The organism is Bradyrhizobium sp. USDA 3315, assembly GCF_054056795.1.
Map to the genome: position 1 here is coordinate 6,815,468 of NZ_JBSRYP010000001.1, position 26,510 is coordinate 6,841,977.

A 26,510-nucleotide genomic window follows, 5' to 3' on the forward strand; every position below is an offset into this window, starting at 1 on the left:
TCTGCGATCGGGGTTGACGGCTCTAATACGAGAGTTTATCGCATTTTACAAATACGAGTATATCTCGCATTTGGAGGCGGAACGATGCGCCAGATCCTGACCTCGGGCTTGCTTTGGTTTTCCGCGCTCGGCTGCGGCCTGCTCGCTGGGCTCTATTTCGCGTTCTCGGCTTTCGTCATGACCGCGCTCGGCCGCATCGATCAGGCCGCCGGCATCTCGGCGATGAACGCGATCAATGTCGATATCGTCCGCTCGCCGTTCATGCCGGTGTTCCTCGGTACCACGCTGTCCTGCGCCGTGCTGGTCGTGCTCGGCGGGCTCAGATGGCAGGAGCCGGGCGCGGTTGCGATGATTTGCGGCGGCGGCCTCTACGTGGTCGGCATGTTCGTCGTCACCGTCGTCTTCAATGTGCCGCTGAACGATCAGCTTGCGGCCTCTGACCCGGCGGGCACGTCGGCGGCGTCGGTTTGGGCGCGCTATCTGACCGACTGGACCTTCTGGAACCACGTGCGGACCATCGCCTCGCTGGCCGCGACTGCGCTGTTCATCGTTGCCATCGCCGGGCGGTAGCCAACCCCGTTTGCGCGAGGAGCTGGGCCGTCGCGCCCCTGACAGAATCACGGGCGCCGCGCGACCGCCGCGCTGGCGGTGTTTCCAGGCGCCCGCAGGAGCGCGGGGGCCGGCGGGCTGGGCATGTTGCACGCCGGGCGACAGGTAAGCCCTTGTATCGCAGAGGCTTACCGTGCGCGCTAAAGTTTCGCGTGAGGGGCCATTTGGTTCTTTGCAAGGCCGAAAGGCTTTGTTATACGCTGCCCGCTCGCGAACAGATGTTCGCCTATTCCTCGGTAGCTCAGCGGTAGAGCATTCGACTGTTAATCGAATGGTCGCTGGTTCGAATCCAGCCCGGGGAGCCAGTTTGGTCTGGCCCCATCGATCCCCCAAATCGCCATCACAAGCCCGTGGTCCGCAGCGGACAGGCCGAAAACGTCGTCAAATCGACTCAATAACCCTCAACACTTGCTTTCGTCGGGTCTTGAGAGGTGATTTTGATGACCATTAACTTGATCGACCTGTCGATGCCGCAGCCGACGCTCGTTCCGAATGATGCCCCCGACATCAGTGACGATGAATGCGTCCGCCGACTCGCGAAGGCTGTCGAGGAGCATGATTCCGAGCACCTCGACGAAGTGGCCCGCCTGATCGGCCGGCTTGCCGTCACGATCGAATAGACGGAGCCGCGAGCCCGTTTTGGGAGCACGTTTCGCCCGCCAACGGCGTGTTGCGTTTTGGCGGAGCTTGTTCCAAAAGATGGCCCTGTTCTAGCTTCTCCAGCGGCAATGCCGCAACTTGCAGGGTCTCCGCCAATGACCGGTTTTTCGACCGCGCGCCAGTATATGGTCGATGGTCAGGTGCGTCCGAGCGACGTGACCGATGATCGTATTCTCGATGCCATGCTGACCGTGCCGCGCGAGGTCTTCGTGCCGGCCAGCAAGCAGGCGCTGGCCTACCTCGACCTCGACCTCGATGTCGCCGAGGGCGGTGCGACCAGGCGTTGCCTGATCACGCCGGCGCTGCTCGCCCGGATGCTCCAGGCCGCCGAGATCAAGGCCACCGACCGGGTCCTGGTGGTCGGCTGCGCGACCGGCTACGCCGCCGCCGTCGTGGCGCGCTTTGCCGCAGAGATCAGCGCGACCGAAAGCGATCCGGCGCTTGCCGCAAAGGCGAATACGACTTTCGCCGAACTCGGGATCCAGAATATCACCGTCAAAACGGCCGCGGCCGCCGACGGCGATGCCGCGGGCGCCCCGTTTGACGTCATTATCCTCAATGGTGCGACGGAAATCGTCCCGACCGGGCTGTTCGGCCAGCTCAAGGAGGGGGGCCGGCTGGTCGGAGTGTTCGGCCTGTTGCCGCCGCCGCGCGCCACCCTGGTGACGCACTCCCACGGGGATTTCGGCCATCGCGAGCTGTTCGACGCCTCGGCCCCCGTTTTACCCGGATTCGAGCGAGTTCCCGCCTTCGTCTTCTAACCGTGATCGCGGCGCATTGGCTGATAAAATCCCGTTCCGAATCAGAAGTGTGGCCCGTTTGCCCCATGTGAAGAGTTTCGACCGTGTTCCGTTGCGGGGTAGTTCCGTTGGGCCTAGCTGCGGACTAAGGTGAGGCGGGACTCACTTCGACTGAAGCGACCGCCGGACTGATTTGCGTGTGGGAGACGGCGACTACAATGATTGGATTTCCGGGGATGCGTGGGGTGAAGGTTGTCACCGCGGCTGCGACTGCCGTCCTTCTGTTGGCGGAGATGGGCCCCGTGCCCGCACTCGCCGATACAATCGAGGCCGCGCTGGTGCGGTCCTACCAAAACAATCCCCAGCTGAACGCGCAACGCGCGCAGGTGCGGTCAACTGACGAGAACGTTCCGCAGGCACTGTCGGGCTACCGCCCGAAAGTCGCACTGACGGCAAGCGCGGGGTACCAATACACCGATACGCTGACGACACAGGGTGGCGACGCGAACAATCTTGTCCGCACCCAAATCCATGGCGCCAACGCCCCACGCAGCGCAGGCCTCACGGTCAACCAGTCGCTGTTCAACGCGCAGACCGCGCCCAGGGTGCGCGCGGCGGAAAGCCAGGTCTCGGCGGCGCGCGAGGGCCTGCGTGTGCTCGAGCAAACCGTGATCCTGAGCGCGGCCACGATCTACATGGACTATCTCCGCGACTCCGCCATCGTCGAGGTTCAGCGCAGCAACACGCGCGTGCTGGAACAGACGCTGAAGCAGACCCAGGACCGCTTCAATGTCGGCGAAGTGACGCGCACCGACGTCGCGCAATCCGAAGCGCAGCTCGCGGCAGGCAAAACCCAGCAGCTCACCGCCGAATCGAACCTGACGACGACGCGATCGAATTTCCGGCGCATCATCGGCAACGAGCCGCAGAATCTCGCGCCGGGCTCGCCGGTCGACCGCTTCCTGCCGACGACGCTTGCCTCCGCCGTCGATCTCAGCCTGACCCAGAATCCGAACGTCACCTCGGCGATGTACGGCGTCGACGTCAACTTCCTGCAGGTCAAGGTCAGCGAGGGGGCGCTGTTCCCGTCGGTCAACCTGCAAACGTCCGTGCAGCAGCAATACGAGCAGACCCTGATCAGCCAGCGCGCATTCAGCGCGGGAACGGCGGTCCAGCTGTCGGTGCCGCTCTACCAGGGCGGTGCGGAATATTCGCTGATCCGCCAGTCCAAGGAATCGCTGGCGCAGCAGCGCCTCGTGCTCGAACAGACCCGCGATCAGGCGCGCGCCAACGTCGTCACCGCTTGGGGCCAGCTGGTCGCCGGCAAGTCGCAGGTGGCGTCGGCACAGGCGCAGGTGACCGCGTCGGAGATCGCCCTGAACGGCGTGCGCGAAGAGGCCAAGGCCGGTCAGCGGACCACGCTCGACGTGCTCAACGCGCAGCAGGCGCTCGTCAACGCGCGCAACGCGCTGGTGACCGCGCAGCACGACCGCGTCGTCGCGTCCTATAACGTGCTGAGCGCGGTTGGCCGCTTGTCGCCGCAGGTGCTCGGCCTTTCGACCAACGTCTACGATCCGAGCGTGCATTACCAGCAAGTTCGTGACAACTGGGCCGGCGTGCGCACGCCCGACGGCCGCTAAACACCTTCACATCATCATCGCTTGTCGCGTCATGTTTGTGGTTCTGAGTTAATCAGGACCACAAACAGGCGCGTTTGCTTGCATTCGATAATTGGCCTGACATACCGTTTTGTCGGGCAGCAAGGCGATTCGCGGCGCGCCGGCGTAGCGTGATGACAGGTGCGACGCCACCTGTGATCACGCTGCATTGGGCGACACGAAGCTTGCACAAAGCCTCGGGCGGGCTTGATCTGGGGACAAGTCGGGCGGGATCAACGAAAATCTCCGCCCGCATCATCGGAACCGGCGAATCCTCTCGGGCTTGATGTAAAATCGTTTCGATGTGGAGTCGGAGATGACGCAACCTGCGAAGGTCCAAGAGCCCTCGATGGAGGAGATCCTGGCGTCGATCCGTCGCATCATTGCCGACGACGAGGCGAAGCCGGCCGCGGCCGAGAAGCCTGCGGCCGCCGCTGCAGCGCCGGCGCCGAAGGTCGAGCCAGCACCAGCAGCCAAACCCGCGATGAAGAGCCCGCCACCGGCCGCGAAGGCCGCCGCGCCCGCGCCGAAATCACCGCCGCCTGCGCCGGCACCGGCGGCCAGCAACAGTCAGGACGACATCGACTCGCTGCTCGCCAGCCTCGACGAGGCGACGCCCGCAGCCGAGATCAGGCCATCGCCGCAGCCCGCAGCCCAGCCCGAAGCCGACGTGTTCGAACTCACCGACGAGATGGCGCTGCCGGACCCGGCCGCCGCGCCGTCGTTCCGCAAGGTCGAGCCGCAGGACGATCTCGAGTTCACGGAAGCGCGGAGCCGGGCGCCGGAACCGGCCCGTGAGCCGCCGGCGATCGAGACCGCGCCCATGCAGCAGATCATCTCGGGAACCACGATGCGGGCCGTCGAGTCGGCCTTCAACTCTCTGGCCAACACCGTGCTGAGCAACAATGCGCGGACGCTCGAGGATCTGGTCAAGGAGATGCTGCGTCCGATGCTGAAGTCCTGGCTGGACGACAATCTGCCCGGGCTGGTCGAGCGGATCGTCAAGGCCGAGATCGAGCGGGTATCCCGCGGGCGTTAGCTCCGCCGCGGGCGCTAGCACCGCAGTCGGCGCGAAGCTGGCTCCCGCCGTTGGGCCTGGCGGCCCTCAATCAGCTCCCCAAATGCCCTAAACGTCGATTTGACGTGCCGGTCCGGTTGACTTGGTGCGCTCCGGCGGCTTTCTAACGCTTTCCATGGTCCACAGCGCATTGTCATGATCGAGAAAAACTACCAGCCCGCCGATATCGAGCACCGGATGGCCCGGATCTGGGAGGAGAGCGGTGCGTTCAAGGCCGGCCGGCCTGAACGCAAGGACGCCGCGCCTTTCACCATTGTGATCCCGCCGCCGAACGTGACCGGCTCGCTGCACATGGGCCACGCGCTCAACAATACGCTGCAGGACATCCTGTGCCGCTTCGAGCGGATGCGCGGCCGCGACGTGCTGTGGCAGCCCGGCACCGATCACGCCGGCATCGCCACCCAGATGGTGGTCGAGCGTCAGCTGATGGAACGGCAGGAGCCGGGCCGGCGCGACATGGGCCGCGCCAAGTTCCTCGAGCGAGTCTGGCAGTGGAAGGCCGAGAGCGGCGGCACCATCGTCAACCAGCTCAAGCGTCTCGGCGCCTCCTGCGACTGGTCGCGCGAGCGCTTCACCATGGACGAGGGCCTGTCGCGCGCCGTCGTCAAGGTGTTCGTCGAGCTGCACCGCGATGGCCTGATCTACAAGGACAAGCGCCTGGTCAATTGGGACCCGAAGCTGCTCACCGCGATCTCCGATCTCGAAGTGCAGCAGGTCGAGGTCAGGGGCCATCTCTGGTACCTGCGCTACCCGATCGAGGGCCGCGGCTTCAGCCCCGAGGATCCGAAATCGTTCATCGTGGTCGCGACGACGCGCCCCGAGACGATGCTCGGCGACACCGCGGTCGCGGTGCATCCGGACGACGAGCGCTACGCCGATCTGGTCGGCCAGCACGTCATCCTGCCGCTGGTCGGCCGCAGGATTCCGATCGTCGCCGACGACTATTCCGATCCGGAGAAGGGCTCGGGCGCGGTCAAGGTGACGCCTGCGCACGACTTCAACGACTTCGAGATCGGCAAGCGTCACGGCCTGCCGCAGATCAGCGTGCTCGACCAGGAAGGCAGCCTCAGCCTGGTGGGCAACGAGGATTATCTGCGCGGCCTGCCGATGGGCGCCGACGAGTTCGCCGCCGAGTTTGACAAGATCGAGCGCTTCGCGGCGCGCAAGAAGATCGTCGCCAGGCTGGAGGAGTTCGGCTTCCTCGAGCGGATCGAGCCCAACACCCACATGGTGCCGCATGGCGACCGCTCCGGTGTCGTGATCGAGCCGTATCTGACCGACCAGTGGTATGTCGACGCCAAGACGCTGGCGCAGCCGGCGATCGCGGCGGTGCGCTCGGGCGAAACCACGTTCGTGCCGAAGAACTGGGAAAAGACCTATTTCGAGTGGATGGAGAACATCCAGCCCTGGTGCATCTCGCGCCAGCTCTGGTGGGGCCATCAGATCCCGGCGTGGTACGGACCCGACGGCAAGGTGTTCGTCGCCGAGACCGAGGAAGAGGCGGTCGGCCACGCGCTCGGCTATTACGTCGAGCAGGAAGTCATCACGCCGGAGCAGGGCCACGACATGGCGGTCGACCCCGCCAAGCGCGAGGGCTTCATCACGCGTGACGAGGACGTGCTCGACACCTGGTTCTCGTCGGCCCTGTGGCCGTTCTCGACGCTGGGCTGGCCGGACGACACGCCGGAGGTCGCGCGCTACTACCCGACCAACACGCTGGTTACCGGCTTCGACATTATCTTCTTCTGGGTCGCCCGCATGATGATGATGGGCCTCCATTTCATGAAGGAGGCGCCGTTCTCGACCGTCTACATCCATCGCCTCGTCCGCGACGAGAAGGGCGCCAAGATGTCGAAGTCGAAGGGCAACGTCATCGACCCGCTCGGCGTGATCGACGAATACGGCGCCGACGCGCTGCGCTTCGCGCTGACCCGCGAGGCAGCGCAAGGCCATGACATCCGCCTGTCGCCGCATCTGGTCGAGACCAACCGCAATTTCGCGACCAAGTTCTGGAACGCCTGCCGCTTCGCCGAGATGAACGAGTGCGTCAAGCCGGACGGTTTCGATCCGAAGGGCGCAAAGGAGACGCTGAACCGCTGGATTGCGCACGAAACCTCGCGCGTCACCCGCGAGGTCACCGAGACGATCGAGGATCATCGCTTCAACGATGCCGCGGGCGCGATCTACCGCTTCGTCTGGAACGTGTTCTGCGACTGGTATCTTGAGCTCGCGAAACCCGTGCTGATGGGCGAGGAGGGCGCGGCCAAGGCCGAGACCCGCGCCATGGTCGCCTGGACCCGCGACGAGATCCTCAAGCTGCTGCATCCGTTCATGCCCTTCATCACCGAGGAGCTGTGGGCGGTGACCGCAAAGCGCGACGGCCTGTTGGTGCTGGCGTCCTGGCCGCGCAAGTCGGGCGTGACCGGCGAGCAGCTGGCCGCGATCGCGACAGCCGGTCCGGTGGTCGATCCGATCATTCCGCCGGTCATTGCCGCACTCGACGCCGACGAGTTCAGCGATCCCGCGGCCGAGGCCGAGATCGGCTGGGTGGTCGATCTCGTCACCGCGATGCGGTCGGTGAAGGCGGAAATGAACATCCCGCCGTCGACACTGACGCCGCTGGTGATCGCGGGCGCCTCCGACGAGACGCGGGACCGCGCGCGGCGCTGGAACGACACCATCAAGCGGCTCGCGCGATTGTCGGATATCTCGTTCGCCGATCACCCGCCGGAAGGCGCGGTGCAGCTCCTTGTCCGCGGCGAGGCGGTCGCGCTGCCGCTGAAGGGCGTGATCGATCTCGCGGCCGAACGCACGCGGCTGGAGAAGGAGCTCGGCAAGGCCGACGCCGACATCAAGCGGGTCGATGCCAAGCTCGCCAACGAGAAGTTCGTCGCCAACGCGCCGGAAGAGCTCGTCGAGGAAGAGAAGGAAAAGCGCGCGGCAGCAGCGGAGCGCCGCGCCAAGATTCTCGAGGCGATCGAGCGGTTGAAGAAGGCGTCATAGCTGATAACGCCGTGGTGCTCAAAACCGCTTGCTGAGGAATTTCGATCCCTTCAGCCCGTAGCGCCAGGGCAGGTCGACGGCCTTGGTGATGCCGATCCGCACCCCGGTGATGATTTCGGGCATTTCCAGGCGCGCATGGAGCGCGATCGGTGCGCGGTCGAGTGGCAATTCGCTGTGCGCGATGGTGATGCCGAGCGCCTCGCAGAGCTTGCCGGGCCCCGAGCACAGCGCGCGCTCGTCCTCCAGCCCGCGCCGCCGGCGCATCGCCGCGAGCCCATGGGTCGGCTCGATCGCGCGGATCAGCACGGCGCTGGCCGAGCCCGCTTCCTCGCAGACGAAGTTGACGCACCAATGGATGCCGTAGGAGCGGTAGACGTAGGAGAAGCCCGGCGGGCCGAACATCACCTGGTTGCGCGGGGTCGGCCCGCGGTAGGAATGCGCCGCCGGATCGGTGTGATGATAGGCCTCGACCTCGGTGATGATGCCGCCGGCGCCGCCGACCAGGAAGGTCGCGCCGATCAGGTCGGGGGCGACCTCGTGGACGCTGCGATCGAAGAAGGAGCGTTTCAGCGCCTTGCCGAGGCGCGGCGCGGTCGCGCTGATGGATCGGGGTTTTTGAGCCATTTTGAGGTGGGAATCGGCATGGAACGGGCCGCAAGACTGCCAATATATGGGCAGGTCTGCTAGGGTCGCGGGGCGGGTTGCGAGCCGCGTCAACACCGATTAGCTAAGCCCTTGGTTCGGAGCATTGATCTGCCTGGATCATGCTCCCGCGACTTGCAGGCATCCATGGTCACCATCGTCGATACCATCTCCACCACTCAGCTCCGCCCGCGGCACCCCGAAAAGGTCAACCGGCCGGATGCCGTGTCGCCGCCGAAGCCGGACTGGATCCGCGTTCGTGCGCCGAACACGCGCGGCTATGCAGATACGCGCCGGATCGTGAAGGAGAACGGCCTCGTCACGGTGTGCGAGGAGGCGGGCTGCCCCAATATCGGTGAGTGCTGGGACAAGAAGCACGCCACCTTCATGATCATGGGCGACACCTGCACGCGCGCCTGCGCGTTCTGCAACGTCAAGACCGGCATGCCCGGCGCGCTCGAGGCGAGCGAGCCGGAATACGTCGCGGAGGCAACCGCCAAGCTCGGGCTCAGTCATGTCGTGGTCACTTCGGTCGACCGCGACGATCTCGCCGACGGCGGCGCCGAGCATTTTGCCGAGACCATCCGCGCCATCCGCGCGCGCTGCCCGACCACCACGATCGAGATCCTGACACCGGACTTCCTGCGCAAGGACGGCGCGCTGGAGCGCGTGGTCGCGGCCAAGCCCGACGTCTTCAACCACAATCTGGAAACCGTGCCGTCGCGCTATCTGACGGTCCGTCCCGGCGCCCGCTATTTCCATTCGATCCGGCTGCTGCAACGGGTCAAGGAAATGGACCCGACTATCTTTACCAAGTCCGGCATCATGGTCGGCCTCGGCGAGGAGCGGCACGAAGTGCTGCAGGTGATGGACGACCTGCGCTCGGCCGAAGTCGATTTCCTGACCATCGGCCAATACCTGCAGCCGACCCGCAAGCACCACGCCGTGATGCGCTACGTGACGCCGGACGAGTTCGCAGGCTACGAGCGCGTCGCCTATACCAAGGGCTTTTTGATGGTGTCGGCGAGCCCGTTGACGCGCTCGTCGCATCACGCCGGCGAGGATTTCGCCAAACTGCAGGCGGCGCGCACGGCCCGCGGCCGCTAGATTTTTGCAAACGGCGGTAAGCCGGCGCCGTCACGCGCCGTTGCTTGATCGGGCCTTGACCGAACCTTGAGCGAACCTTGGACTGGACCAATGCAGCGCGTTCTGGTGATGGGATCGTCGGGATCCGGCAAGTCGACCTTTGCGCGGCGGCTGTCCGCGATGACAGGGATTCCGACCGTGTCGATCGATGCGCTGTTCTGGAAGCCGGGCTGGGTCGAGTCGGGCAGGGACGAATTCGAGCGCCGCATGACCGAAGCAGCCCAGGAGCCGCGCTGGATCATGGATGGGAACTACATGAGGCATGGTGCAGGGCAATTGCGCCGGGAGCTCTCCGATACGATCATCTGGTTCGACCTGCCGCGGTCGACCTGCATGCTCGGTATCTTCAGGCGGATAGCCGGGAGCTATGGCCAGGTCCGCCCGGAGATGGCGGAAGGCTGCCCTGAGAAGATCGATCTCGAATTCTTCCGCTACGTCTGGACCTATCGCCGGCAGCAGCGGCCGAAGCTGATCGAGTATTTTGCCGGCTTGCGGCCCGATCAATCGCTGGTTTGCTTCACCGATCGGGCGCAGGCGGATGATTATCTGAAGCGCCTCGCACTCGGGCAAAACCGTGCGAGTATCCACTGATGCCACGATTCTCAAGCAAGCGGCGGGTCCGGCACACCGCACCCCAAATGTTCGATCTGGTCGCCGACGTCGAGCGCTATCCCGAATTCGTGCCGCTATGCCATTCGCTCAAGATCCGCCAGCGCACGCCCAAGGACGACGGCACCGAGGTCGTGGTGGCGGACATGACCGTGTCCTTCAAGCTGGTGCGGGAAACCTTCACCAGTAAGGTGACGCTCGATCGGCCCAATCTGAAGATCCTGGTCGAATATCTGCGCGGCCCGTTCAGCAATCTGGAGAATCGCTGGAGTTTTGAGCCGAAGTCGGAAACCGAATGCGATGTCGGCTTCTTCCTGAATTACGAATTCAAGAGCCGGATGCTGGCGATGCTGATGGGCGCGATGTTCGACGCCGCATTTTCACGCTTTGCCGCGGCGTTCGAGAAGCGCGCGGATCAGGTCTACGGCAAGCCGCAGCTGTCGACGTAGCGAAGCCGTCTCGTCTACATCCCTGGAACGCAAATGCCCGGCACGAGGCCGGGCACGACGGATGATGCGGGAGACCGTTCGCCGACTTACGGGCAGGATCGCCGCACGCCGCCGGATGCGATGTAGGTGCCCGAAGCCGGGTCGTAGGTGCGGAAACGCTGGGAGCAATAGGCGTCGTTGTTGGCCTTGGCCTGGCTCGCCGCAATCGCGCCGCCGATGATCGCGCCGGCCGCCAGCCCGCCGATGATCGCCGCGCCGTTACTGCCACGATCGCGATAGTAACCACCGCGGTAGCCGTATCCGCCGCGATAGCCGTAACGCGGACCACCGTGCCAGTGCCGATACTGCACATGCTCGACGGAGGTAGGCTCATCCTGCAATCGCGCGGGAGCGAGTGGTGCGGCGGACGAAGGCACAACAGTCGACAGCGTCATGGCGCCAGCGCTGATGGCGGCCACGACCAAAGTTCCCAACTTCATCATTTTCTCCTTGTTGTGGGATTTTGCTGTTGGACGAACAATCGAAACAGCAGAGTTGGAACAACATAAAGCGGCGAAGCCGCGTCAAAGTTCCATTTCAGGTAAGCGTCACCGGGCCGCAGTTGACACAAGCCCGTGTAAGGCGGGCCGTGGCGCCACTCGACTTTGGGGGTGGGCCTATCCGCGCGGCGGCCGGCGGCGTTTCGCAGCGTGGCTCCGCGGCGACCGGGCCACCCTTGGCCGCAACCGGCTGGCGGCCTCGCGACGCGGCTTGGCGGCCTGCGGCGGGCGCGCAAGCTCCATCAGCATGCGCAAGGCTTCGACCACGGAGCGCTGCCGCACCGTGCTGCGGCCGATTGCGCCAAATCGCTGTTCACGATGAATGATGCGGCCGTCGCGCGCGGCGACGGCGAAATGCACCAGGCCGACCGGCTTGCCTGGTGTCGCACCGCCAGGGCCCGCGATGCCGGTGATCGAGACCGCAAGGTCGACGCCGGCCTTTTCCAACGCGCCGATCGCCATCGCGGTCGCGGTTTCCTTGCTCACCGCGCCGAACGTTTCGAGCGTCGCCGCCTTGACGCCAAGCATGACCCGCTTGGCCTCGTTCGAATAGGTCACGAAGCCGCGGTCGATCACGTCGGAAGAGCCGGGAATGTCGGTGAGCGCACCCGCGACCAGGCCGCCGGTGCAGGATTCGGCGGTCGCTATGGTCAGCTTGCGCATCCGGCACAGGTCGAGCAGCGAGCGGGAGAGGGCACGAGCGTCGCTGCCGCCCATGTCAGGCACTCCGGCCTTTATCGTCCCAGCCTTTATCGTCCCAGCCTTTATCGTCCCAAGGGAGACGGACCGTGGCGCTCGCGGTTGCCGCGATGCCTTCCTCGCGGCCGGTGAAGCCGAGTCGCTCGCTGGTGGTGGCTTTGACTGCCACGCGCGAGATGTGGACGCCGGAGATCTCCGCGATCTTCGCCCGCATGGTGTCGCGCAAGGGCCCGATCTTCGGCCGCTCGCAGATCAGCGTCACCTCGAGATTGGCGATCCGTCCGCCACGCGCGGTGACGCGCTCGACCGCGTATTTCAGAAACTGGTCGGAGGAGGCGCCCTTCCACTTGGCGTCGCTCGGCGGGAAATGCGAGCCGATATCGCCGTCGGCCAGCGCGCCGAGGATTGCGTCGACCAGCGCATGCAGCCCGACATCGCCGTCGGAATGGGCCAGGAATCCCTTCGTGTGCGGCACGCGCACGCCGCAGATCATCACATGGTCACCGTCGCCAAAGGCATGCACGTCGTAGCCGGTGCCAGTTCTGATGTCGCCGAGCTGGCTTGCGAGCCGCGCTTCCTCGCGCACGAAGTCCTCGGGTGTGGTGAGTTTCATGTTGGCAGCATCACCTTCAAACGTCGCAACCGTCAATCCCGCCCACTCGGCAAGCGCCGCATCGTCGGTGAAATCGGAGCGGCCATCGCGCGCCGCGCGACGATGCGCCTCCAATATTACGTCGAAGCGAAAAGCCTGTGGCGTCTGCGCGATCCGCAGGCGCGCGCGCTCCGGCGTCGCCTCGACGTCGCCGGCATCGCCGGTGAGCTTGATCGTGTCGGTGACGGGAATCACGGGGATCGCAGCGCCGGTCCGGCCGGCCGCGGCGATCGCGCGCGAGATCACGGCTGATGTGACGAAGGGGCGCGCGGCATCGTGGATCAGCACGATGTCCGGCTTTTCGCTTGCGAGCGCCTCGAGCCCGGCATGGACCGAGGCCTGCCGGGTCGCGCCGCCCGGCGTCGGCGGCCGATGGCGGAGGCCTGCGACTGCTTCATCGAACAGCGCGGTGTCGTCAGGATTGACCACAGGCTGCACCGCAAACACGTCCGGATGTCCGGAGAACGCCTCCATGGCGCGGTAGATCACCGTCTGTCCGCCGATCGTCCGATATTGCTTCGGCCCGCCTGCGCCGGCGCGCAGTCCACGGCCGGCTGCGACAAGGATGGCTGCGGTACGCTCAGGCTTCGGCATTTTGAACCAGTGACAGACGAATCGGGGATGAGGGGGACGGTGAGGATCGCCGCGCACAGCCCTTAGCATGACCGCTGCGCAAAAACAGAGCGTTTGCCGATGACTGTGGGAAAAGCAGATTTTGTTGCAGTGCACCTGCACTGATGATAGGAATGTCTAAACCGTAGGCATGAGCCTTGACTGCACAAGAATTGTGCGCAGAATAGGCGACGTCAGCTGCAATGGCGTGGCTGACAGAACGACGAGACGGCTGTGACCGGCGTGCAAGGTACTCCTCGTAACCCATTGAAGATCGGCGATATTGCTGTCGCCAACCGGGTTCTCCTCGCGCCCATGTCCGGCATCACCGATGCGCCCTTCCGGCGACTCGCTGCCACTTTGGGCGCCGGCCTGGTGGTCTCCGAGATGACCGCCAGCAACGATCTGGTGAACGGCAAGCCGATGTCGAAGCTGCGTTGCGAGGCAGCCGGGGTCGGGCCGCATGTGGTCCAGCTGGCGGGCTGCGAGACCCACTGGATGGCGGAGGGCGCACGGATCGCCGAAGGCGCCGGCGCCGACGTCATCGACATCAACATGGGCTGTCCGGCCCGCCACGTGACCGGGGGCCAGTCCGGCTCGGCCCTGATGCGCGACCTCGACCACGCGATCACGCTGATCGAGGCGACGCTGTCGGCGGTCAAGGTGCCGGTGACGCTGAAGATGCGGCTCGGCTGGGATGACCGCTCGCTCAATGCGCCGGAACTGGCGCGCCGCGCCGAGGACGCCGGCGTGCAGATGATCACCGTGCATGGCCGGACCCGCTGCCAGTTCTACAAGGGCGAGGCGAACTGGAACGCGGTGCGCGCGGTCAAGGACGCCGTCACCGTCCCGGTCGTGGTCAACGGCGATATCACCTCGTTCGACAAGGCTGTCAGTGCGCTCGAGATGTCGGGCGCCGACGCCGTCATGATCGGCCGCGGCGCACAGGGGCAGCCCTGGCTGCCGGGACAGATCGGCCGTCGCCTCGAGACCGGGATCGCCGAGGCCGCGCCGTCGCTCGCCGAGCAGCTCAAGCACGTTCGCGCGCTCTATGACGAGGTTTGCAGCCACTATGGCCTGCGCATCGGGCTCAAGCATGCACGCAAGCATCTGGGCTGGGCGCTGGAGGCTGCTGCGGCCTATAGCTGCGCGCCGGCCGCGACATTGAAGGCCTGGCGGCAGGCCATCCTGACCGCGGAAGAGCCGTCCAGCGTGCATCGCTCGCTTGCCGACGCCTACGAGGATTTTGCCTGGAGTGCTGCCGCATGACGTCAGCCATGGAATTCCGCCGGCCGGTGCCGACTGACGGGGAGGCCATTCTCAATGCGCTGCCCAATCCGGTGCTGCTGGTCGCACCCGACGGGCGGATCGTCGACGCCAATATCGCAGCCGAATCCTTCTTCGAGATCTCGACCCAGTTCCTGCGCCGGCAATCGCTGAAGGAGCTGGTGCCGTTCGGCAGCCCGCTGCTGGCGCTGATCGAGCAGGTGCGGACGAGCGGCTCGCCGGTCAACGAATACAAGGTCGATCTCGGCACGCCGCGGATCGGCGGCGATCGCCAGGTCGATCTGCACGTTGCGCCGCTGACCGAGCGGCCCGGGCATATCGTGGTGATGCTGCAGGAGCGCACCATCGCCGACAAGATGGATCGGCAGCTCACCCACCGCAGCGCGGCGCGCTCGGTGATCGCGCTGGCGGCGATGCTCGCCCACGAGATCAAGAACCCGCTGTCGGGCATCCGCGGCGCGGCGCAGCTTTTGGAGCAGCAGGCGTCCTCCGAGGACCGGCTGCTGACACGACTGATCTGCGACGAGGCGGACCGCATCGTGACGCTGGTCGACCGCATGGAGGTGTTCGGCGACGACCGCCCGGTGGCGCGCGGTCCGGTCAACATCCATTCCGTGCTCGATCATGTGAAGCGCCTGGCGCAGTCCGGCTTTGCCCGCAATGTCCGCTTCATCGAGGACTACGATCCGTCGTTGCCGCCGGTGCTGGCCAACCAGGACCAGCTGATCCAGGTGTTCCTCAACCTCGTGAAGAACGCGGCCGAAGCGGTGGCCGATCTCAGCACCGATGCCGAGATCCAGCTCACCACTGCGTTCCGGCCAGGCGTGCGGCTGTCGGTGCCCGGCAAGAAATCGCGGGTCTCGCTGCCGCTGGAATTCTGCGTCAAGGACAACGGCTCTGGCGTGCCGGAAGACCTGCTGCCGAACCTGTTCGATCCCTTCGTCACCACCAAGCAGACCGGCAGCGGGCTCGGCCTCGCGCTGGTCGCCAAGATCGTCGGCGATCACGGTGGCATCATCGAATGCGAGTCGCAGCCGCGCAAAACCACTTTCCGCGTACTGATGCCGATGTACAGCGCCGCCAAGCAACTCGACCAAAGCAACCGCGATGACGTTCCGGGTACGTCCTCGCCTGCCTCTCAGGATGCACGATGAGGAACACCAATGCCTGCAGGTAGCATACTTGTCGCTGACGACGACACCGCCATCCGGACCGTCCTGAACCAGGCGCTGTCGCGCGCCGGCTATGAGGTTCGCCTCACCGGCAACGCCGCCACGCTGTGGCGCTGGGTCAGCCAAGGCGAGGGCGATCTTGTCATCACCGACGTGGTGATGCCCGACGAGAACGCATTCGATCTCTTGCCGCGGATCAAGAAGATGCGGCCGAATTTGCCGGTCATCGTGATGAGCGCGCAGAACACCTTCATGACCGCGATCCGGGCCTCCGAGCGCGGCGCCTACGAATATCTGCCGAAGCCGTTCGACCTGAAGGAGCTGATCACCATCGTCGGCCGCGCGCTGGCCGAGCCGAAGGAGCGGGTCTCCAGTCCCGCCGATGACGGCGAGTTCGACTCGATCCCGCTGGTCGGCCGTTCGCCGGCGATGCAGGAAATCTACCGCGTGCTGGCGCGGCTGATGCAGACCGACCTCACCGTGATGATCTCGGGCGAATCGGGCACCGGCAAGGAGCTGGTCGCGCGCGCGCTGCACGACTACGGACGGCGCCGCAACGGCCCGTTCGTCGCGGTCAACATGGCGGCGATCCCGCGCGACCTGATCGAATCGGAGCTGTTCGGCCATGAGCGCGGCGCCTTCACCGGCGCCAACACCCGCGCCTCCGGCCGCTTCGAGCAGGCCGAGGGCGGCACGCTGTTCCTCGACGAGATCGGCGACATGCCGATGGAGGCGCAGACCCGGCTGCTCCGCGTGCTGCAGCAGGGCGAATACACCACCGTCGGCGGCCGCACCCCGATCAAGACCGACGTCCGCATCGTCGCCGCCTCCAACAAGGACCTGCGCATCCTGATCCAACAGGGGCTGTTCCGCGAGGATCTGTTCTTCCGCCTGAACGTGGTGCCGCTGCGGCTGCCGCCGCTGCGCGAGCGCATCGAGGACCTGCCCGACCTGATCCGGCACTTCTTCTCGCTCGCCGAGAAGGACGGCCTGCCGCCGAAGAAGCTCGACGCCCAGGCGCTCGAGCGGCTCAAGCAGCACCGCTGGCCGGGCAACGTCCGCGAGCTGGAAAACCTCGCCCGGCGGCTCGCCGCGCTCTATCCGCAGGACGTCATCACCTCGTCCGTCATCGACGGCGAGCTGGCGCCGCCCGCGGTCACCTCGGGCAGCACGGCGACCGTCGGCGTCGACAATCTCGGCGGCGCGGTCGAAGCCTATTTGTCCTCGCACTTCTCCGGCTTCCCGAACGGCGTGCCGCCGCCGGGCCTCTACCACCGCATCCTCAAGGAGATCGAGATCCCGCTGCTGACCGCCGCGCTGGCGGCGACCCGCGGCAACCAGATCCGGGCCGCCGACCTGCTCGGATTGAACCGCAATACGCTGCGCAAGAAGATCCGCGACCTCGACATCCAGGTCTACCGGAGCGGCGGCTAGGGCTGCCAGGGCGGGGCGCAAGCCTCGCTTCAAGCTCGCTACCGTATTGAGTAGTCACAAATGGTTTTGGGGACACGGCGCCGCACCAGGGGTTTGCGCCGCGGAAATGTCGCAATTCGGCAACATTGTGATATGATTGCATCAGTTCGCAATTCCCGCGGGCGATCGCTCTCAGCTCAATTGCCGGTATGACCAGCGCAGAGACCACCGCTTCAACATTACGCGCCCCGTCGGCCGAGCCCAATGCAGAGGCGCGGGGCTTCCCGCTGCGGCGCTGGCTGGCGCCGTTTGCCGTGGCCATCGCGCTGCTGTCCGCCTTCCTGACCTTCGTGGTGCTGACCGGGCTGACCCCGATCGAGCCCACGTCCGAGGTGGTCCGCTCCTTCCTGATGATCAATGCCGGCACCATCCTGCTGCTGGTCGGCATCATCGTCCGGGAAGTCTGGCAGATGGTGCAGGCGAGGCGGCGCGGCCGGGCCGCGGCGCGGCTGCATGTGCAGATCGTCGGCCTGTTCTCGGTGATCGCGGTGCTGCCCGCCGTGCTGGTGTCGATCGTGGCCAACGTCACCATCGAGCGCGGCCTCGACCGGCTGTTCTCCGGCCCTACCAAGCAGGTGATCCAGAATTCGCTGACCATCGCCAGCGCCTACATGCAGGAGCACGCCCAGCTCATCAACGGCGACACGCTGGCGATGGCCAATGACCTCGCCCATGCGCGGCCGCTTTACGACCAGGATCGCATGACGTTCCTGCAGCTGATGACGGCCGGCGCCGAGTCGCGCAATCTCCCGGTCGCGGTGCTGATGGACAAGGACGGCAAGATCGTCGCCAGCGCCGAAACCGGCGTTCGCCTGAACTACGAGGCGCCGCCGCCTGACATCCTGAAGGACATCAACGAGACCGAGCCGAAGATCTCGGTCTTTCCGGAAAACTACGTCGCCTCCGTGGTCCGCCTGCGGGCCTATGACGACATGTTCCTGTACGTGGCGCGGCTGCTCGATCCGGCGGTGGTTGCCCAGCTCAAGCAGACGCAGACCAGCGCGGCCGAATATGCCCAGCTCGAGACCCGCAGGCTCGGCATCCAGGTCGCGTTCGCGCTGATGTTCGCGGTGATCGCGCTGACCATCCTGATGGCCTCGGTGCTGATCGGGCTGAACTTCGCCAACGGGCTGGTGTCGCCGATCCGCCAGCTGATGGGCGCGGCGAGCGAGGTCTCGACCGGCAATCTCAACGTCCAGGTGCCGGTCAACAAGTCGGAAAGCGACCTCGCGCTGCTCGGCGAAATCTTCAACAAGATGACCCAGGAGCTGCGCACCCAGCGCAACGAGCTGGTCGATGCCAGCGAAACCATCGACAGCCGCCGCCGCTTCATCGAAGCGGTGTTGTCGTCGGCCTCTGCCGGCATCATCGGGGTCGACGCCTCAGGCACCATCGGCGTCCTCAACCGCTCGGCGGAGAAGCTGATCGGGCACGCCGAATCGGAGACGCTCGGCCATCCGCTCTCGGACGTGCTGCCCGAGCTCGACGAGATGATGAAGACCGCGCGCGAGGGAACGCAGCGCCTGGTGCAGGGGCAGGTCACGATCCTGCGCGACGGCCATGAGCGCAATCTGTCGGTCCGCGTCTCGGCCGAGCAGACCAGCCAATCGCGCGACAGCTACATCATCACACTCGACGACATCACCGAGCTAGTGTCGGCGCAGCGCACCTCGGCCTGGGGCGACGTCGCCCGCCGCATCGCCCACGAGATCAAGAACCCGCTGACCCCGATCCAGCTCTCCGCCGAGCGCATCCGCCGCAAGTTCGGCAAGACCATCACCGAGGAGAAGGACAAGTCGATCTTCGAGCAGTGCACCGATACCATCGTGCGCCAGGTCGACGACATCAGGCGGATGGTCGACGAGTTCTCGCGCTTTGCGCGGATGCCGAAGCCGGTGATGGAAGGGGAGGACGTCGCCGACGTGGTGCGCCAGGCGGTGTTCCTGATGAAGGTCGCCCATCCCGATCTCGACATCGAGGCCGACATCAAGCAGTCGCCGCTGCCGGCGCAGTTCGATCGCCGGCTGATCTCGCAGGCGCTGACCAACATCATCAAGAACGCCACCGAGGCGATCGAGCAGGTGCCGCGCGAGGAACTTGGCAAGGGCCGCATCGACGTCGTGGCGCAGCGCGAGAACGACGACATCCTGATCGACGTGGTCGACAACGGCATCGGCCTGCCCAAGGTCGCCCGCGCGCGCCTGCTCGAGCCCTATGTCACGACCCGGGCGAAGGGCACCGGCCTCGGCCTGGCGATCGTCGGCCGCGTTCTGGAGGACCATGGCGGCCGCATCGAGCTCAAGGATGCCTCCGATTTCCGCGACGGCCAGCGCGGCGCCTGGATGCGGCTGCGCTTTGCCGTCACGGGCCAGGCGGCCAAGCCGGAGAACAAGCCCGAAAGCAAGGACCAAAAACCGGACGTCAAACCGGACAAGACCGAACCGGAAAGTGAAAAAAATCCGCCGGAGGAGCCGACCAACGGCCCGGCACAAGCGACCAACAATGAACCAAAAATCCAAGAACCGACCCAAGAACCAATCCAAGAACCTATCCGAGATCCCGCTGATCAAGGGCCAAACAATCAAGAGCCAAATGCGCAAAAGCCAAAATTCAAAGCCGCGACGAGCGACTGACAAGGCAGGTGTAACCCATGGCAAGTGACATTCTGATTGTCGACGACGAAGCTGACATTCGCGACCTCGTTGCGGGTATTCTGGACGATGAGGGCTTTTCCACGCGCACCGCGCGCGACAGCGACTCGGCGCTCGCCGAGATCGCCAACCGCCGGCCCAACCTGGTCTTCCTCGACATCTGGCTGCAGGGCTCCAAGCTCGACGGCCTGCAGTTGCTCGAGCAGATCAAGAAGGACAATGCCGATCTGCCCGTCGTGATGATCTCGGGCCACGGCAACATCGAGACCGCGGTCGCCGCGATCAAGCGCGGTGCCTACGACTTCATCGAGAAGCCGTTCAAGTCGGACCGGCTGATCCTGGTCGCGACCCGGGCGCTGGAGACCTCGCGGCTCAAGCGCGAGGTGAAGGAGCTCAAGCAGCTGGCGCCGGCGGCGAGCGTCCTGACCGGCCGCTCGGCCTGCATGAACCAGCTGCGCCAGACCATCGACCGCGCCGCCAAGGCCAACAGCCGCATCCTGATCGTCGGTCCCTCCGGCGCCGGCAAGGAGCTTGCCGCGCGCACGCTGCACCATGCCTCCGGGCGCGCCGAGGGGCCGTTCGTGGTGATCAATGCGGCCGCGATCACGCCGGAGCGCATGGAGATCGAGCTGTTTGGCATCGAGGGATCGAACGGCGAGCAGCAGCGCAAGGCCGGCGCGCTCGAGGAGGCGCATGGCGGCACGCTGTTCATCGACGAGATCGCGGACATGCCGCGCGAGACCCAGAACAAGATTCTGCGCGTGCTGGTCGATCAGACCTTCCAGCGCCAGGGCGGCACCGGCAAAGTCCATGTCGACGTCCGCATCATCTCCTCGACCGCGCGCAATCTCGAGGAGGAGATCGCCGCAGGCCGCTTCCGCGAGGACCTCTATCATCGCCTCTCGGTGGTGCCGATCCGGGTGCCGCCGCTGTCGGAGCGACGCGAGGACATCCCCGAGCTGATCGACTATTTCATGGACCAGATCTCGGCCGCCACCGGCCTGCCGAAGCGGCAGATCGGGCAGGACGCGATGGCGGTCCTGCAGTCGCACGTCTGGCCGGGCAACGTCCGCCAGCTCCGCAACAATGTCGAGCGCGTGATGATCCTGGCCGGCGGCGGTCCGGAGGCGATCATCACCGCCGACATGCTGCCGCAGGACGTCGGCTCGATGGTGCCGGCGATGCCGACCTCCAACAATGGCGAGCACATCATGGGCCTGCCGTTGCGCGAGGCGCGCGAGGTGTTCGAGCGCGACTATCTGATCGCCCAGATCAGCCGCTTCTCCGGCAATATCTCGCGCACCGCGGAGTTCGTCGGCATGGAGCGCTCGGCGCTGCATCGCAAGCTGAAGGCGCTCGGGGTCGGCTGACCCCGGCGCGGCAGGCCAGCAGTCCGCTGGCGGCTCGAAGCGAAGCCCCGGCGGTCACCCGCCGGGGAGCCGACAGGCGGCTCTCGGGGCGGTTTGGATCGATCAGCGGGGCGAGGGCGGGGCCGGTACAACCGGGGATTTATCCACTCTCCACGAGAATATTCGTCTCTTTCCCCGCACTTTCTTAGAATTGCCACCGTGTTCCTACCGACTGCACCGCGAACTGGCTTGCCTAAAAACCGCGCGTAGCCTCTAATCCTACCGCTATGCCTGCCGGAGGGGGATCTCGTGGCAGGTGGGCAGCCGGAGGAGGCTCCGTCAGAGAGCAACAACCGGTTCAATAAAAAGAAGCACAAGCTTGCGGGACAAAAACAATGGCGGCAGACCGCGCACAAAATCTACAAGACACCTTCCTTAATCACGTTCGTAAAACCAAGACGCCACTGACGATATTTCTGGTCAACGGAGTAAAGCTGCAGGGCATTGTCACATGGTTCGACAATTTCTGCTTGCTGCTGCGGCGCGATGGTCACTCGCAGCTGGTCTACAAGCACGCGATCTCGACCATCATGCCCGGAGCTCCGATTCAGTTGTTCGAAGGTGGTGAGGACGCACCGGCTTGAGAGTGAACTGATTGGAACCCTTCAATCGTGAAGGGGGCGCCGACCGTGCACGGTCGGCGGGGGACGGCAGCACCGGGCGGGTGATCGTCATCGGCCCGTACCTGCGCACGCGCCGTGGCGACGGCGATGCGCAAACAGATTCGTCTGTCCGCGACTATGAAGCGCGGATCGAGGAAGCCGCCGGCCTCGCTGGTGCGATCGACCTCACGGTGGTGGACTCCGTGATCGCGCCGATCAGCCAGGTTCGGCCCGCGACCTATCTCGGCAAGGGCAAGGTTGAGGAGATCAACGGCCTCGTCGCCAGCAACCAGGTCGAGCTCGTGGTGATGGATTGCGCGCTGTCGCCGATCCAGCAGCGCAATCTCGAGAAGGCCTGGAGCACCAAGGTGCTCGACCGCACCGGCCTGATCCTGGAAATCTTCGGCCGCCGCGCCAAGACCAAGGAAGGCGCGCTGCAGGTCGAGCTCGCCCATCTCAACTACCAGCGCAGCCGTCTGGTGCGGTCCTGGACCCATCTCGAGCGCCAGCGCGGCGGCTTCGGCTTCATGGGTGGCCCCGGCGAAACCCAGATCGAGGCCGACCGCCGCCTGATCAGCGAGCGCATCACCAAGCTCGAAGGCGAGTTGAAGAAGGTGCAGGCGACGCGGCGGCTGCATCGCGCCGGCCGCCAGCGCGTGCCGTATCGCGTGGTGGCGCTGGTCGGCTACACCAATGCCGGCAAATCGACGCTGTTCAACCGCCTGACCCGCGCCGACGTGCAGGCCGCGGACATGCTGTTTGCGACGCTCGACCCGACCCTGCGCGCGCTCAACCTGCCGCATGGCGGCAAGGCGATGCTGTCGGACACGGTCGGCTTCATCTCCAATTTGCCGACCCAGCTGGTGGCCGCGTTCCGCGCCACGCTGGAAGAGGTGCTGGAAGCCGACATCATCCTGCATGTCCGCGACATCGCCCATGAGGACGCGGAGGCGCAGGAGCGCGACGTCGAGGCGGTGTTGCGCCAGCTCGGCATCGATCCCGATGCCGACGGTGGCCAGCGCATCATCGAGGTCTGGAACAAGATCGACCGCTTCGATCCCGAGGAGCGGGACAATTTGCGCAATATCGCCGCGCGCCGTCCGCCGGAGCGGCCATGCTTCCTGGTTTCGGCCGCAACAGGCGAGGGGATCGATGCGCTGCTCACCGCGATCGAGGATCGCCTCGCGGCCAAGCGCTCGACGCTCAATCTCTCGATCGACGCCTCCGATGGCGCCGGCATCAGCTGGCTGCACCGCAATGCCGAGGTCCTGAACAAGGAGCTGCATGGCGAGCGCTTCGACATGACGGTGCGCGTCGACGAGACCAAGCGCGACATCGTGATGAGCCGGTTCGCCGCCGTTCCCCACGAGGCGTAAGTCCTCGAAGACGGTCCCTGCAATCTTCCGAAATATGACGACGCCGTGACGTTGCGGGCGCCGATGCGCCTGCGACGCGGCGTCGCACTTTCTGTTTGAAATCCGCGCCGCCTTGGTTCATTGCGCTGCAGAACGCAAAGCCGAGGCGGATCGATGCAGGACACCAGCGAAACCATCACGAAAGAGGCGCTCGCCGGCCAGAGCGGTGATCTTGCCCATGTCCGGGCTCCCGAGATCGTCGATGCGCTCAACGCCCGGGAGCCCGCGGAGGCCGCCAAGCTGCTGCGCTCGCTGCCGGCCGAGAAGGCGATCGAGGTGCTCGACCTGCCCGGGCTCGACAACACCTGCGAGATTCTCGCCGAGCTGCCGAAAGATACCGCGGTCTCGCTGCTGTCGGGCGTCTCCGACGACCGTGCCGCCGATATCTTCAAGGAGCTGGTCGAGCCGCTGCGCACCACGCTGCTGAACGGGCTCAATCCGGAGACCCGCAACGTCATCTCGGGGCTGTTGGCCTATCCCGAGCGCAGCGCCGGCAGCATCATGACGACCGAGTTCGTCAGCGTGCCCTCGAGCTGGACCATCGCCGAGGTCCTGCATCACATCCGGATGGTCGAGCGCACCCGCGAGACCGTCTACTCGATCTTCGTGATCGACCCGGTCAAGAAGACCCTGATCCAGGCCGTGCCGCTGCGTCGCCTGATCTCGGGCGATCCGCACGCCAATGTGCTGACCGCGGCGCCGGCGCGGAAGCCGCTGATGATCTCGCCGGAGGCCGACCGCATGGAGGCGGCGCGGCTGATCTCGCGCTACGACCTACTCGCCGTCGCCGTCGTCGACGGCCCCGGCCATATCCTCGGCATCGTCACGGTCGACGACGTCATCGACGCCATCGTCGAGGAATCGACCGAGGACGCCCAGAAGTTCGGCGGCATGGAAGCGATCGACGAGCCGTATTTGCGGATCGGTTTCGGCGAGATGATCAAGAAGCGCGCCGGCTGGCTGTGCGCACTGTTCCTGTCGGAAATGCTGACCGCGACCGCAATGCAGTCGTACCAGAGTGAGCTCGAGAGGGCGATCGTCCTGACGCTCTTCATCCCGCTGATCATGAGTTCGGGCGGCAATTCCGGCTCCCAGGCAACCTCGCTGTTGATCCGTTCGCTGGCGCTGCACGAGGTGCGGCTGCGCGACTGGTGGCGTGTCGCCGTGCGGGAATTGCCGACCGGCATCGTGCTCGGCGCCATTCTCGGCCTGATCGGCGTCGTCAGGATCACGCTCTGGCAGACGCTCGGCCTGTTCGACTACGGCCCGCATTGGGTGCTCGTCGCAGCGACCGTCGGCACCGCGCTGATCGGCATCGTCACGTTCGGATCGCTGTGCGGCTCGATGCTGCCCTTCATCCTCAAGCGCATCGGCTTCGACCCGGCCAGCGCCTCCGCGCCGTTCGTCGCGACACTGGTCGACGTCACCGGTCTCGTGATCTATTTCGGCGTCGCCGCGGTGATCCTGCGTGGGACGCTGTTGTGAGGCGAGGGGATTGCGTGTTTTGACGCGGCCCATCCACATTTTCGATGTCGTCCCTGCGAAGGCAGGGACCCATAACCACCGGCCATCATTATTGCGCTTGGTCGCAGTTTCACACAAAAACTTCAGCTGCCGGTGACTCGCGCGGGACTGACACCGTCAGTCACCGTTAGATCACGCGGTATGGGTCCCTGCCTTCGCAGGGACGACAGCCAGGGTTGCGCTCTTCGCTTCATTCCACAACGCGTCCATCTCCTCCAGCGACGCACCATCGAGCGAACGCCCCTTCGCCGCCAGCGCCTTCTCGATATAGGCGAAGCGCCGCTCGAACTTGGCGTTGGTCGCACGCAGCGCCGCTTCCGGATCGGCGTCGACGTGGCGGGCGAGGTTGACCAGCGCGAACATCAGGTCGCCGGTTTCCTCCGCGATCTCCGCCTTGTCGTTGCGGTCGAGCGCGGCCTCGATCTCGTCGGCCTCCTCGCGGATCTTGGCGAGCACCGCGCGCGGGTCGTTCCAGTCGAAGCCGACGGTGGACGCCTTGCGCTGCAGCTCCATCGCGCGCGTCAGGGCAGGCAGGCCCGCCTTCACGCTCGCCAGCAGCGATTTGTGCGCGGCCTCTTCTGGCGGCCGCCGCGCGGCGCGCTCGGCCTTCTCCTCGGCCTTGATCCGTTCCCAGGCGCTCTTGACGCCGGCCGGCTGGATGTTGCCGTCCTTGTCGGCGAAGACGTGCGGGTGACGGCGGATCATCTTCCTGGTGATCGCCTCGACCACATCGCCGAACGCGAACGCGTTCTGCTCCTCGGCCATCCTGGCGTGATAGACCACCTGCAACAGCAGGTCGCCGAGCTCCTCGCGCAAATCGTCGAGATCGCCGCGCGTGATCGCATCCGCAACCTCATAGGCCTCCTCGATCGTGTACGGCGCGATAGTCTCGAAATTCTGCACTAGGTCCCAGGGGCAGCCGGTCACCGGCGTGCGCAGCGCAGCCATGATCTCGATCAGGCGGGAAATGTCGCGGGATGGGGTCATGGGGCACCGGCATCAAAGAGGTATTGGCTTTATGCCAAAACACCCCTCCCGATCCCAGTAAAACACGCCGGAATCGCGACGCTGTCCACGATTGGCCACGGCGCCGTCAGGTGCTAAATCGCGTTCCATGACCGATCAGAACACTTCCGACACGGCGCTGGTGCTGTTTTCCGGCGGCCAGGATTCCACCACGTGCCTTGCCTGGGCCTTGTCGCGCTTTGCCCGCGTCGAGATGCTCGGCTTCACCTACGGCCAACGGCACGCGATCGAGCTCGATTGCCGGGACCAGCTGCTGGCCGGGATCAAGCGGGTCCGGCCGGAATGGTCTGCGAAACTCGGCGACAGCCACACGCTTGATATCCCGACGCTGTCCGAGATTTCCGACACCGCGCTGACCCGCGACGTCGCGATCGAAATGGGCGCGGACGGCTTGCCGAACACCTTCGTGCCCGGCCGCAACCTCGTGTTCCTCACCTTCGCTGGGGCGCTGGCCTATCGGCGGGGGATCCGCCACATCATCGGCGGCATGTGCGAGACCGACTATTCCGGCTACCCGGATTGCCGCGACGAGACCATCAAGGCATTGCAGTCCGCGCTCAATCTCGGCATGGCCAGGGATTTCGAGCTGCACACGCCGCTGATGTGGCTCGACAAGGCCGCGACCTGGCGGCTTGCGCACGAGCTCGGCGGAGCCGGGCTGGTCGACCTGATCCGCGAGCACTCGCACACCTGCTATCTCGGCGAACGTGGCGCGCAGCACGATTGGGGCTGTGGCTGCGGCGAATGTCCGGCCTGCAGCCTGCGGGCCAAGGGGTGGCGGGAGTACGTCGCGCAGGGCGGCCCGTAACCGTGGACTGATAGCCGTCCGCAGGGGCGCACGGCCAAAATATCGAA

General features: G+C 65.5%; 23 protein-coding genes and 1 tRNA gene. 19 read left to right on the forward strand and 5 right to left on the reverse strand.

The features are described from left to right. Positions 1–84 precede the first annotated feature (84 nt). The 7 genes from ACVIYL_RS31945 to ACVIYL_RS31975 all read left to right on the forward strand — a co-directional run bounded on the left by ACVIYL_RS31945 (position 85) and on the right by ACVIYL_RS31975 (position 7,748). A complete protein-coding gene (locus ACVIYL_RS31945) occupies positions 85–570 on the forward strand; it encodes an anthrone oxygenase family protein (RefSeq protein WP_229161046.1) in 486 nt (161 codons plus the stop codon). Positions 571–839: 269 nt separating this feature from the next. Further along, positions 840–914: transfer RNA gene (locus tag ACVIYL_RS31950), tRNA-Asn, on the forward strand. Between the two features lie 135 nt (positions 915–1,049). Further along, a complete protein-coding gene (locus tag ACVIYL_RS31955; protein WP_028331942.1) occupies positions 1,050–1,229 on the forward strand; it encodes a hypothetical protein in 180 nt (59 codons plus the stop codon). A 135-nt stretch (positions 1,230–1,364) separates the two neighbouring features. Continuing rightward, the gene (locus ACVIYL_RS31960) at positions 1,365–2,030 is read left to right on the forward strand and encodes a protein-L-isoaspartate O-methyltransferase family protein (protein ID WP_253608568.1); all 666 of its coding nucleotides are present in this window, start codon (positions 1,365–1,367) and stop codon (positions 2,028–2,030) included. A 215-nt stretch (positions 2,031–2,245) separates the two neighbouring features. Further along, positions 2,246–3,649 (forward strand): TolC family outer membrane protein, encoded by a 1,404-nt coding sequence (locus tag ACVIYL_RS31965; RefSeq protein ID WP_028331944.1) that lies wholly within the window; start codon positions 2,246–2,248, stop codon positions 3,647–3,649. A 334-nt stretch (positions 3,650–3,983) separates the two neighbouring features. Further along, positions 3,984–4,706, forward strand: a complete 723-nt coding sequence (locus ACVIYL_RS31970) for a DUF2497 domain-containing protein (RefSeq protein ID WP_456780499.1) — start codon at positions 3,984–3,986, stop codon at positions 4,704–4,706. 174 nt (positions 4,707–4,880) lie between these two features. After that, on the forward strand, positions 4,881–7,748 hold the full coding sequence (locus tag ACVIYL_RS31975) for a valine--tRNA ligase (RefSeq protein WP_456780500.1): 2,868 nt from the start codon (positions 4,881–4,883) through the stop codon (positions 7,746–7,748). 18 nt (positions 7,749–7,766) lie between these two features. Here ACVIYL_RS31975 and ACVIYL_RS31980 read toward each other — a convergent pair whose 3' ends face one another. Further along, entirely contained in the window at positions 7,767–8,372 is a 606-nt protein-coding gene (locus ACVIYL_RS31980) for a DNA-3-methyladenine glycosylase (protein ID WP_456780501.1), read from the reverse strand. A 165-nt stretch (positions 8,373–8,537) separates the two neighbouring features. Here ACVIYL_RS31980 and lipA point away from each other — a divergent pair, with 165 nt between their 5' ends. From lipA to ACVIYL_RS31995, 3 genes are all read left to right on the forward strand, one after another. Further along, complete coding sequence (gene lipA, locus ACVIYL_RS31985) at positions 8,538–9,497, forward strand: lipoyl synthase (protein WP_038386732.1); 960 nt, start codon at positions 8,538–8,540, stop codon at positions 9,495–9,497. A 90-nt stretch (positions 9,498–9,587) separates the two neighbouring features. Then, the gene (locus ACVIYL_RS31990) at positions 9,588–10,127 is read left to right on the forward strand and encodes a DNA topology modulation protein (protein ID WP_456780502.1); all 540 of its coding nucleotides are present in this window, start codon (positions 9,588–9,590) and stop codon (positions 10,125–10,127) included. Further along, positions 10,127–10,594 carry a type II toxin-antitoxin system RatA family toxin gene (locus tag ACVIYL_RS31995; protein WP_456780503.1) on the forward strand — a complete coding sequence of 156 codons (468 nt, stop codon included), beginning with the start codon at positions 10,127–10,129 and terminating at the stop codon, positions 10,592–10,594. The genes ACVIYL_RS31990 and ACVIYL_RS31995 overlap by 1 nt, the downstream gene beginning before the upstream one ends. 86 nt (positions 10,595–10,680) lie before the next feature. On the opposite strand, the gene ACVIYL_RS32000 is transcribed toward ACVIYL_RS31995, so the two are convergent. From ACVIYL_RS32000 to ACVIYL_RS32010, 3 genes are all read right to left on the reverse strand, one after another. Beyond that, positions 10,681–11,076, reverse strand: coding sequence for a BA14K family protein (locus ACVIYL_RS32000; protein WP_456780504.1), 396 nt, complete (start codon positions 11,074–11,076; stop codon positions 10,681–10,683). Positions 11,077–11,250: 174 nt separating this feature from the next. Then, on the reverse strand, positions 11,251–11,850 hold the full coding sequence (locus ACVIYL_RS32005; protein ID WP_038386736.1) for a CinA family protein: 600 nt from the start codon (positions 11,848–11,850) through the stop codon (positions 11,251–11,253). Position 11,851: 1 nt separating this feature from the next. Then, positions 11,852–13,078: a bifunctional 2-C-methyl-D-erythritol 4-phosphate cytidylyltransferase/2-C-methyl-D-erythritol 2,4-cyclodiphosphate synthase gene (locus ACVIYL_RS32010; RefSeq protein WP_456780505.1), complete on the reverse strand. Its 1,227-nt coding sequence runs from the start codon at positions 13,076–13,078 to the stop codon at positions 11,852–11,854. A gap of 285 nt (positions 13,079–13,363) precedes the next feature. On the opposite strand from ACVIYL_RS32010, the gene dusB reads away from it, so the two are divergent. The 8 genes from dusB to mgtE all read left to right on the forward strand — a co-directional run bounded on the left by dusB (position 13,364) and on the right by mgtE (position 24,590). Next, a complete protein-coding gene (gene dusB, locus ACVIYL_RS32015) occupies positions 13,364–14,365 on the forward strand; it encodes a tRNA dihydrouridine synthase DusB (RefSeq protein WP_456781910.1) in 1,002 nt (333 codons plus the stop codon). Beyond that, complete coding sequence (locus ACVIYL_RS32020; protein WP_456780506.1) at positions 14,362–15,537, forward strand: two-component system sensor histidine kinase NtrB; 1,176 nt, start codon at positions 14,362–14,364, stop codon at positions 15,535–15,537. The genes dusB and ACVIYL_RS32020 overlap by 4 nt, the downstream gene beginning before the upstream one ends. Before the next feature lie 9 nt (positions 15,538–15,546). Further along, the gene (ntrC, locus tag ACVIYL_RS32025) at positions 15,547–16,989 is read left to right on the forward strand and encodes a nitrogen regulation protein NR(I) (RefSeq protein ID WP_050419700.1); all 1,443 of its coding nucleotides are present in this window, start codon (positions 15,547–15,549) and stop codon (positions 16,987–16,989) included. 188 nt (positions 16,990–17,177) lie between these two features. After that, positions 17,178–19,661: an ATP-binding protein gene (locus tag ACVIYL_RS32030; protein WP_456780507.1), complete on the forward strand. Its 2,484-nt coding sequence runs from the start codon at positions 17,178–17,180 to the stop codon at positions 19,659–19,661. Between the two features lie 17 nt (positions 19,662–19,678). Beyond that, a complete protein-coding gene (ntrX, locus tag ACVIYL_RS32035; protein ID WP_028331957.1) occupies positions 19,679–21,049 on the forward strand; it encodes a nitrogen assimilation response regulator NtrX in 1,371 nt (456 codons plus the stop codon). Positions 21,050–21,423: 374 nt separating this feature from the next. Next, positions 21,424–21,672, forward strand: a complete 249-nt coding sequence (gene hfq / locus ACVIYL_RS32040) for an RNA chaperone Hfq (RefSeq protein WP_006020546.1) — start codon at positions 21,424–21,426, stop codon at positions 21,670–21,672. A gap of 11 nt (positions 21,673–21,683) precedes the next feature. Then, positions 21,684–23,066, forward strand: a complete 1,383-nt coding sequence (hflX, locus tag ACVIYL_RS32045; protein ID WP_456780508.1) for a GTPase HflX — start codon at positions 21,684–21,686, stop codon at positions 23,064–23,066. Positions 23,067–23,219: 153 nt separating this feature from the next. After that, positions 23,220–24,590, forward strand: a complete 1,371-nt coding sequence (mgtE, locus tag ACVIYL_RS32050) for a magnesium transporter (protein WP_456780509.1) — start codon at positions 23,220–23,222, stop codon at positions 24,588–24,590. 171 nt (positions 24,591–24,761) lie between these two features. Here mgtE and mazG read toward each other — a convergent pair whose 3' ends face one another. Further along, complete coding sequence (mazG, locus tag ACVIYL_RS32055; RefSeq protein ID WP_456780510.1) at positions 24,762–25,616, reverse strand: nucleoside triphosphate pyrophosphohydrolase; 855 nt, start codon at positions 25,614–25,616, stop codon at positions 24,762–24,764. A gap of 127 nt (positions 25,617–25,743) precedes the next feature. Between mazG and queC the strand changes: the two genes are divergently transcribed. Then, on the forward strand, positions 25,744–26,463 hold the full coding sequence (gene queC / locus ACVIYL_RS32060; RefSeq protein WP_456780511.1) for a 7-cyano-7-deazaguanine synthase QueC: 720 nt from the start codon (positions 25,744–25,746) through the stop codon (positions 26,461–26,463). Positions 26,464–26,510 lie beyond the last annotated feature (47 nt).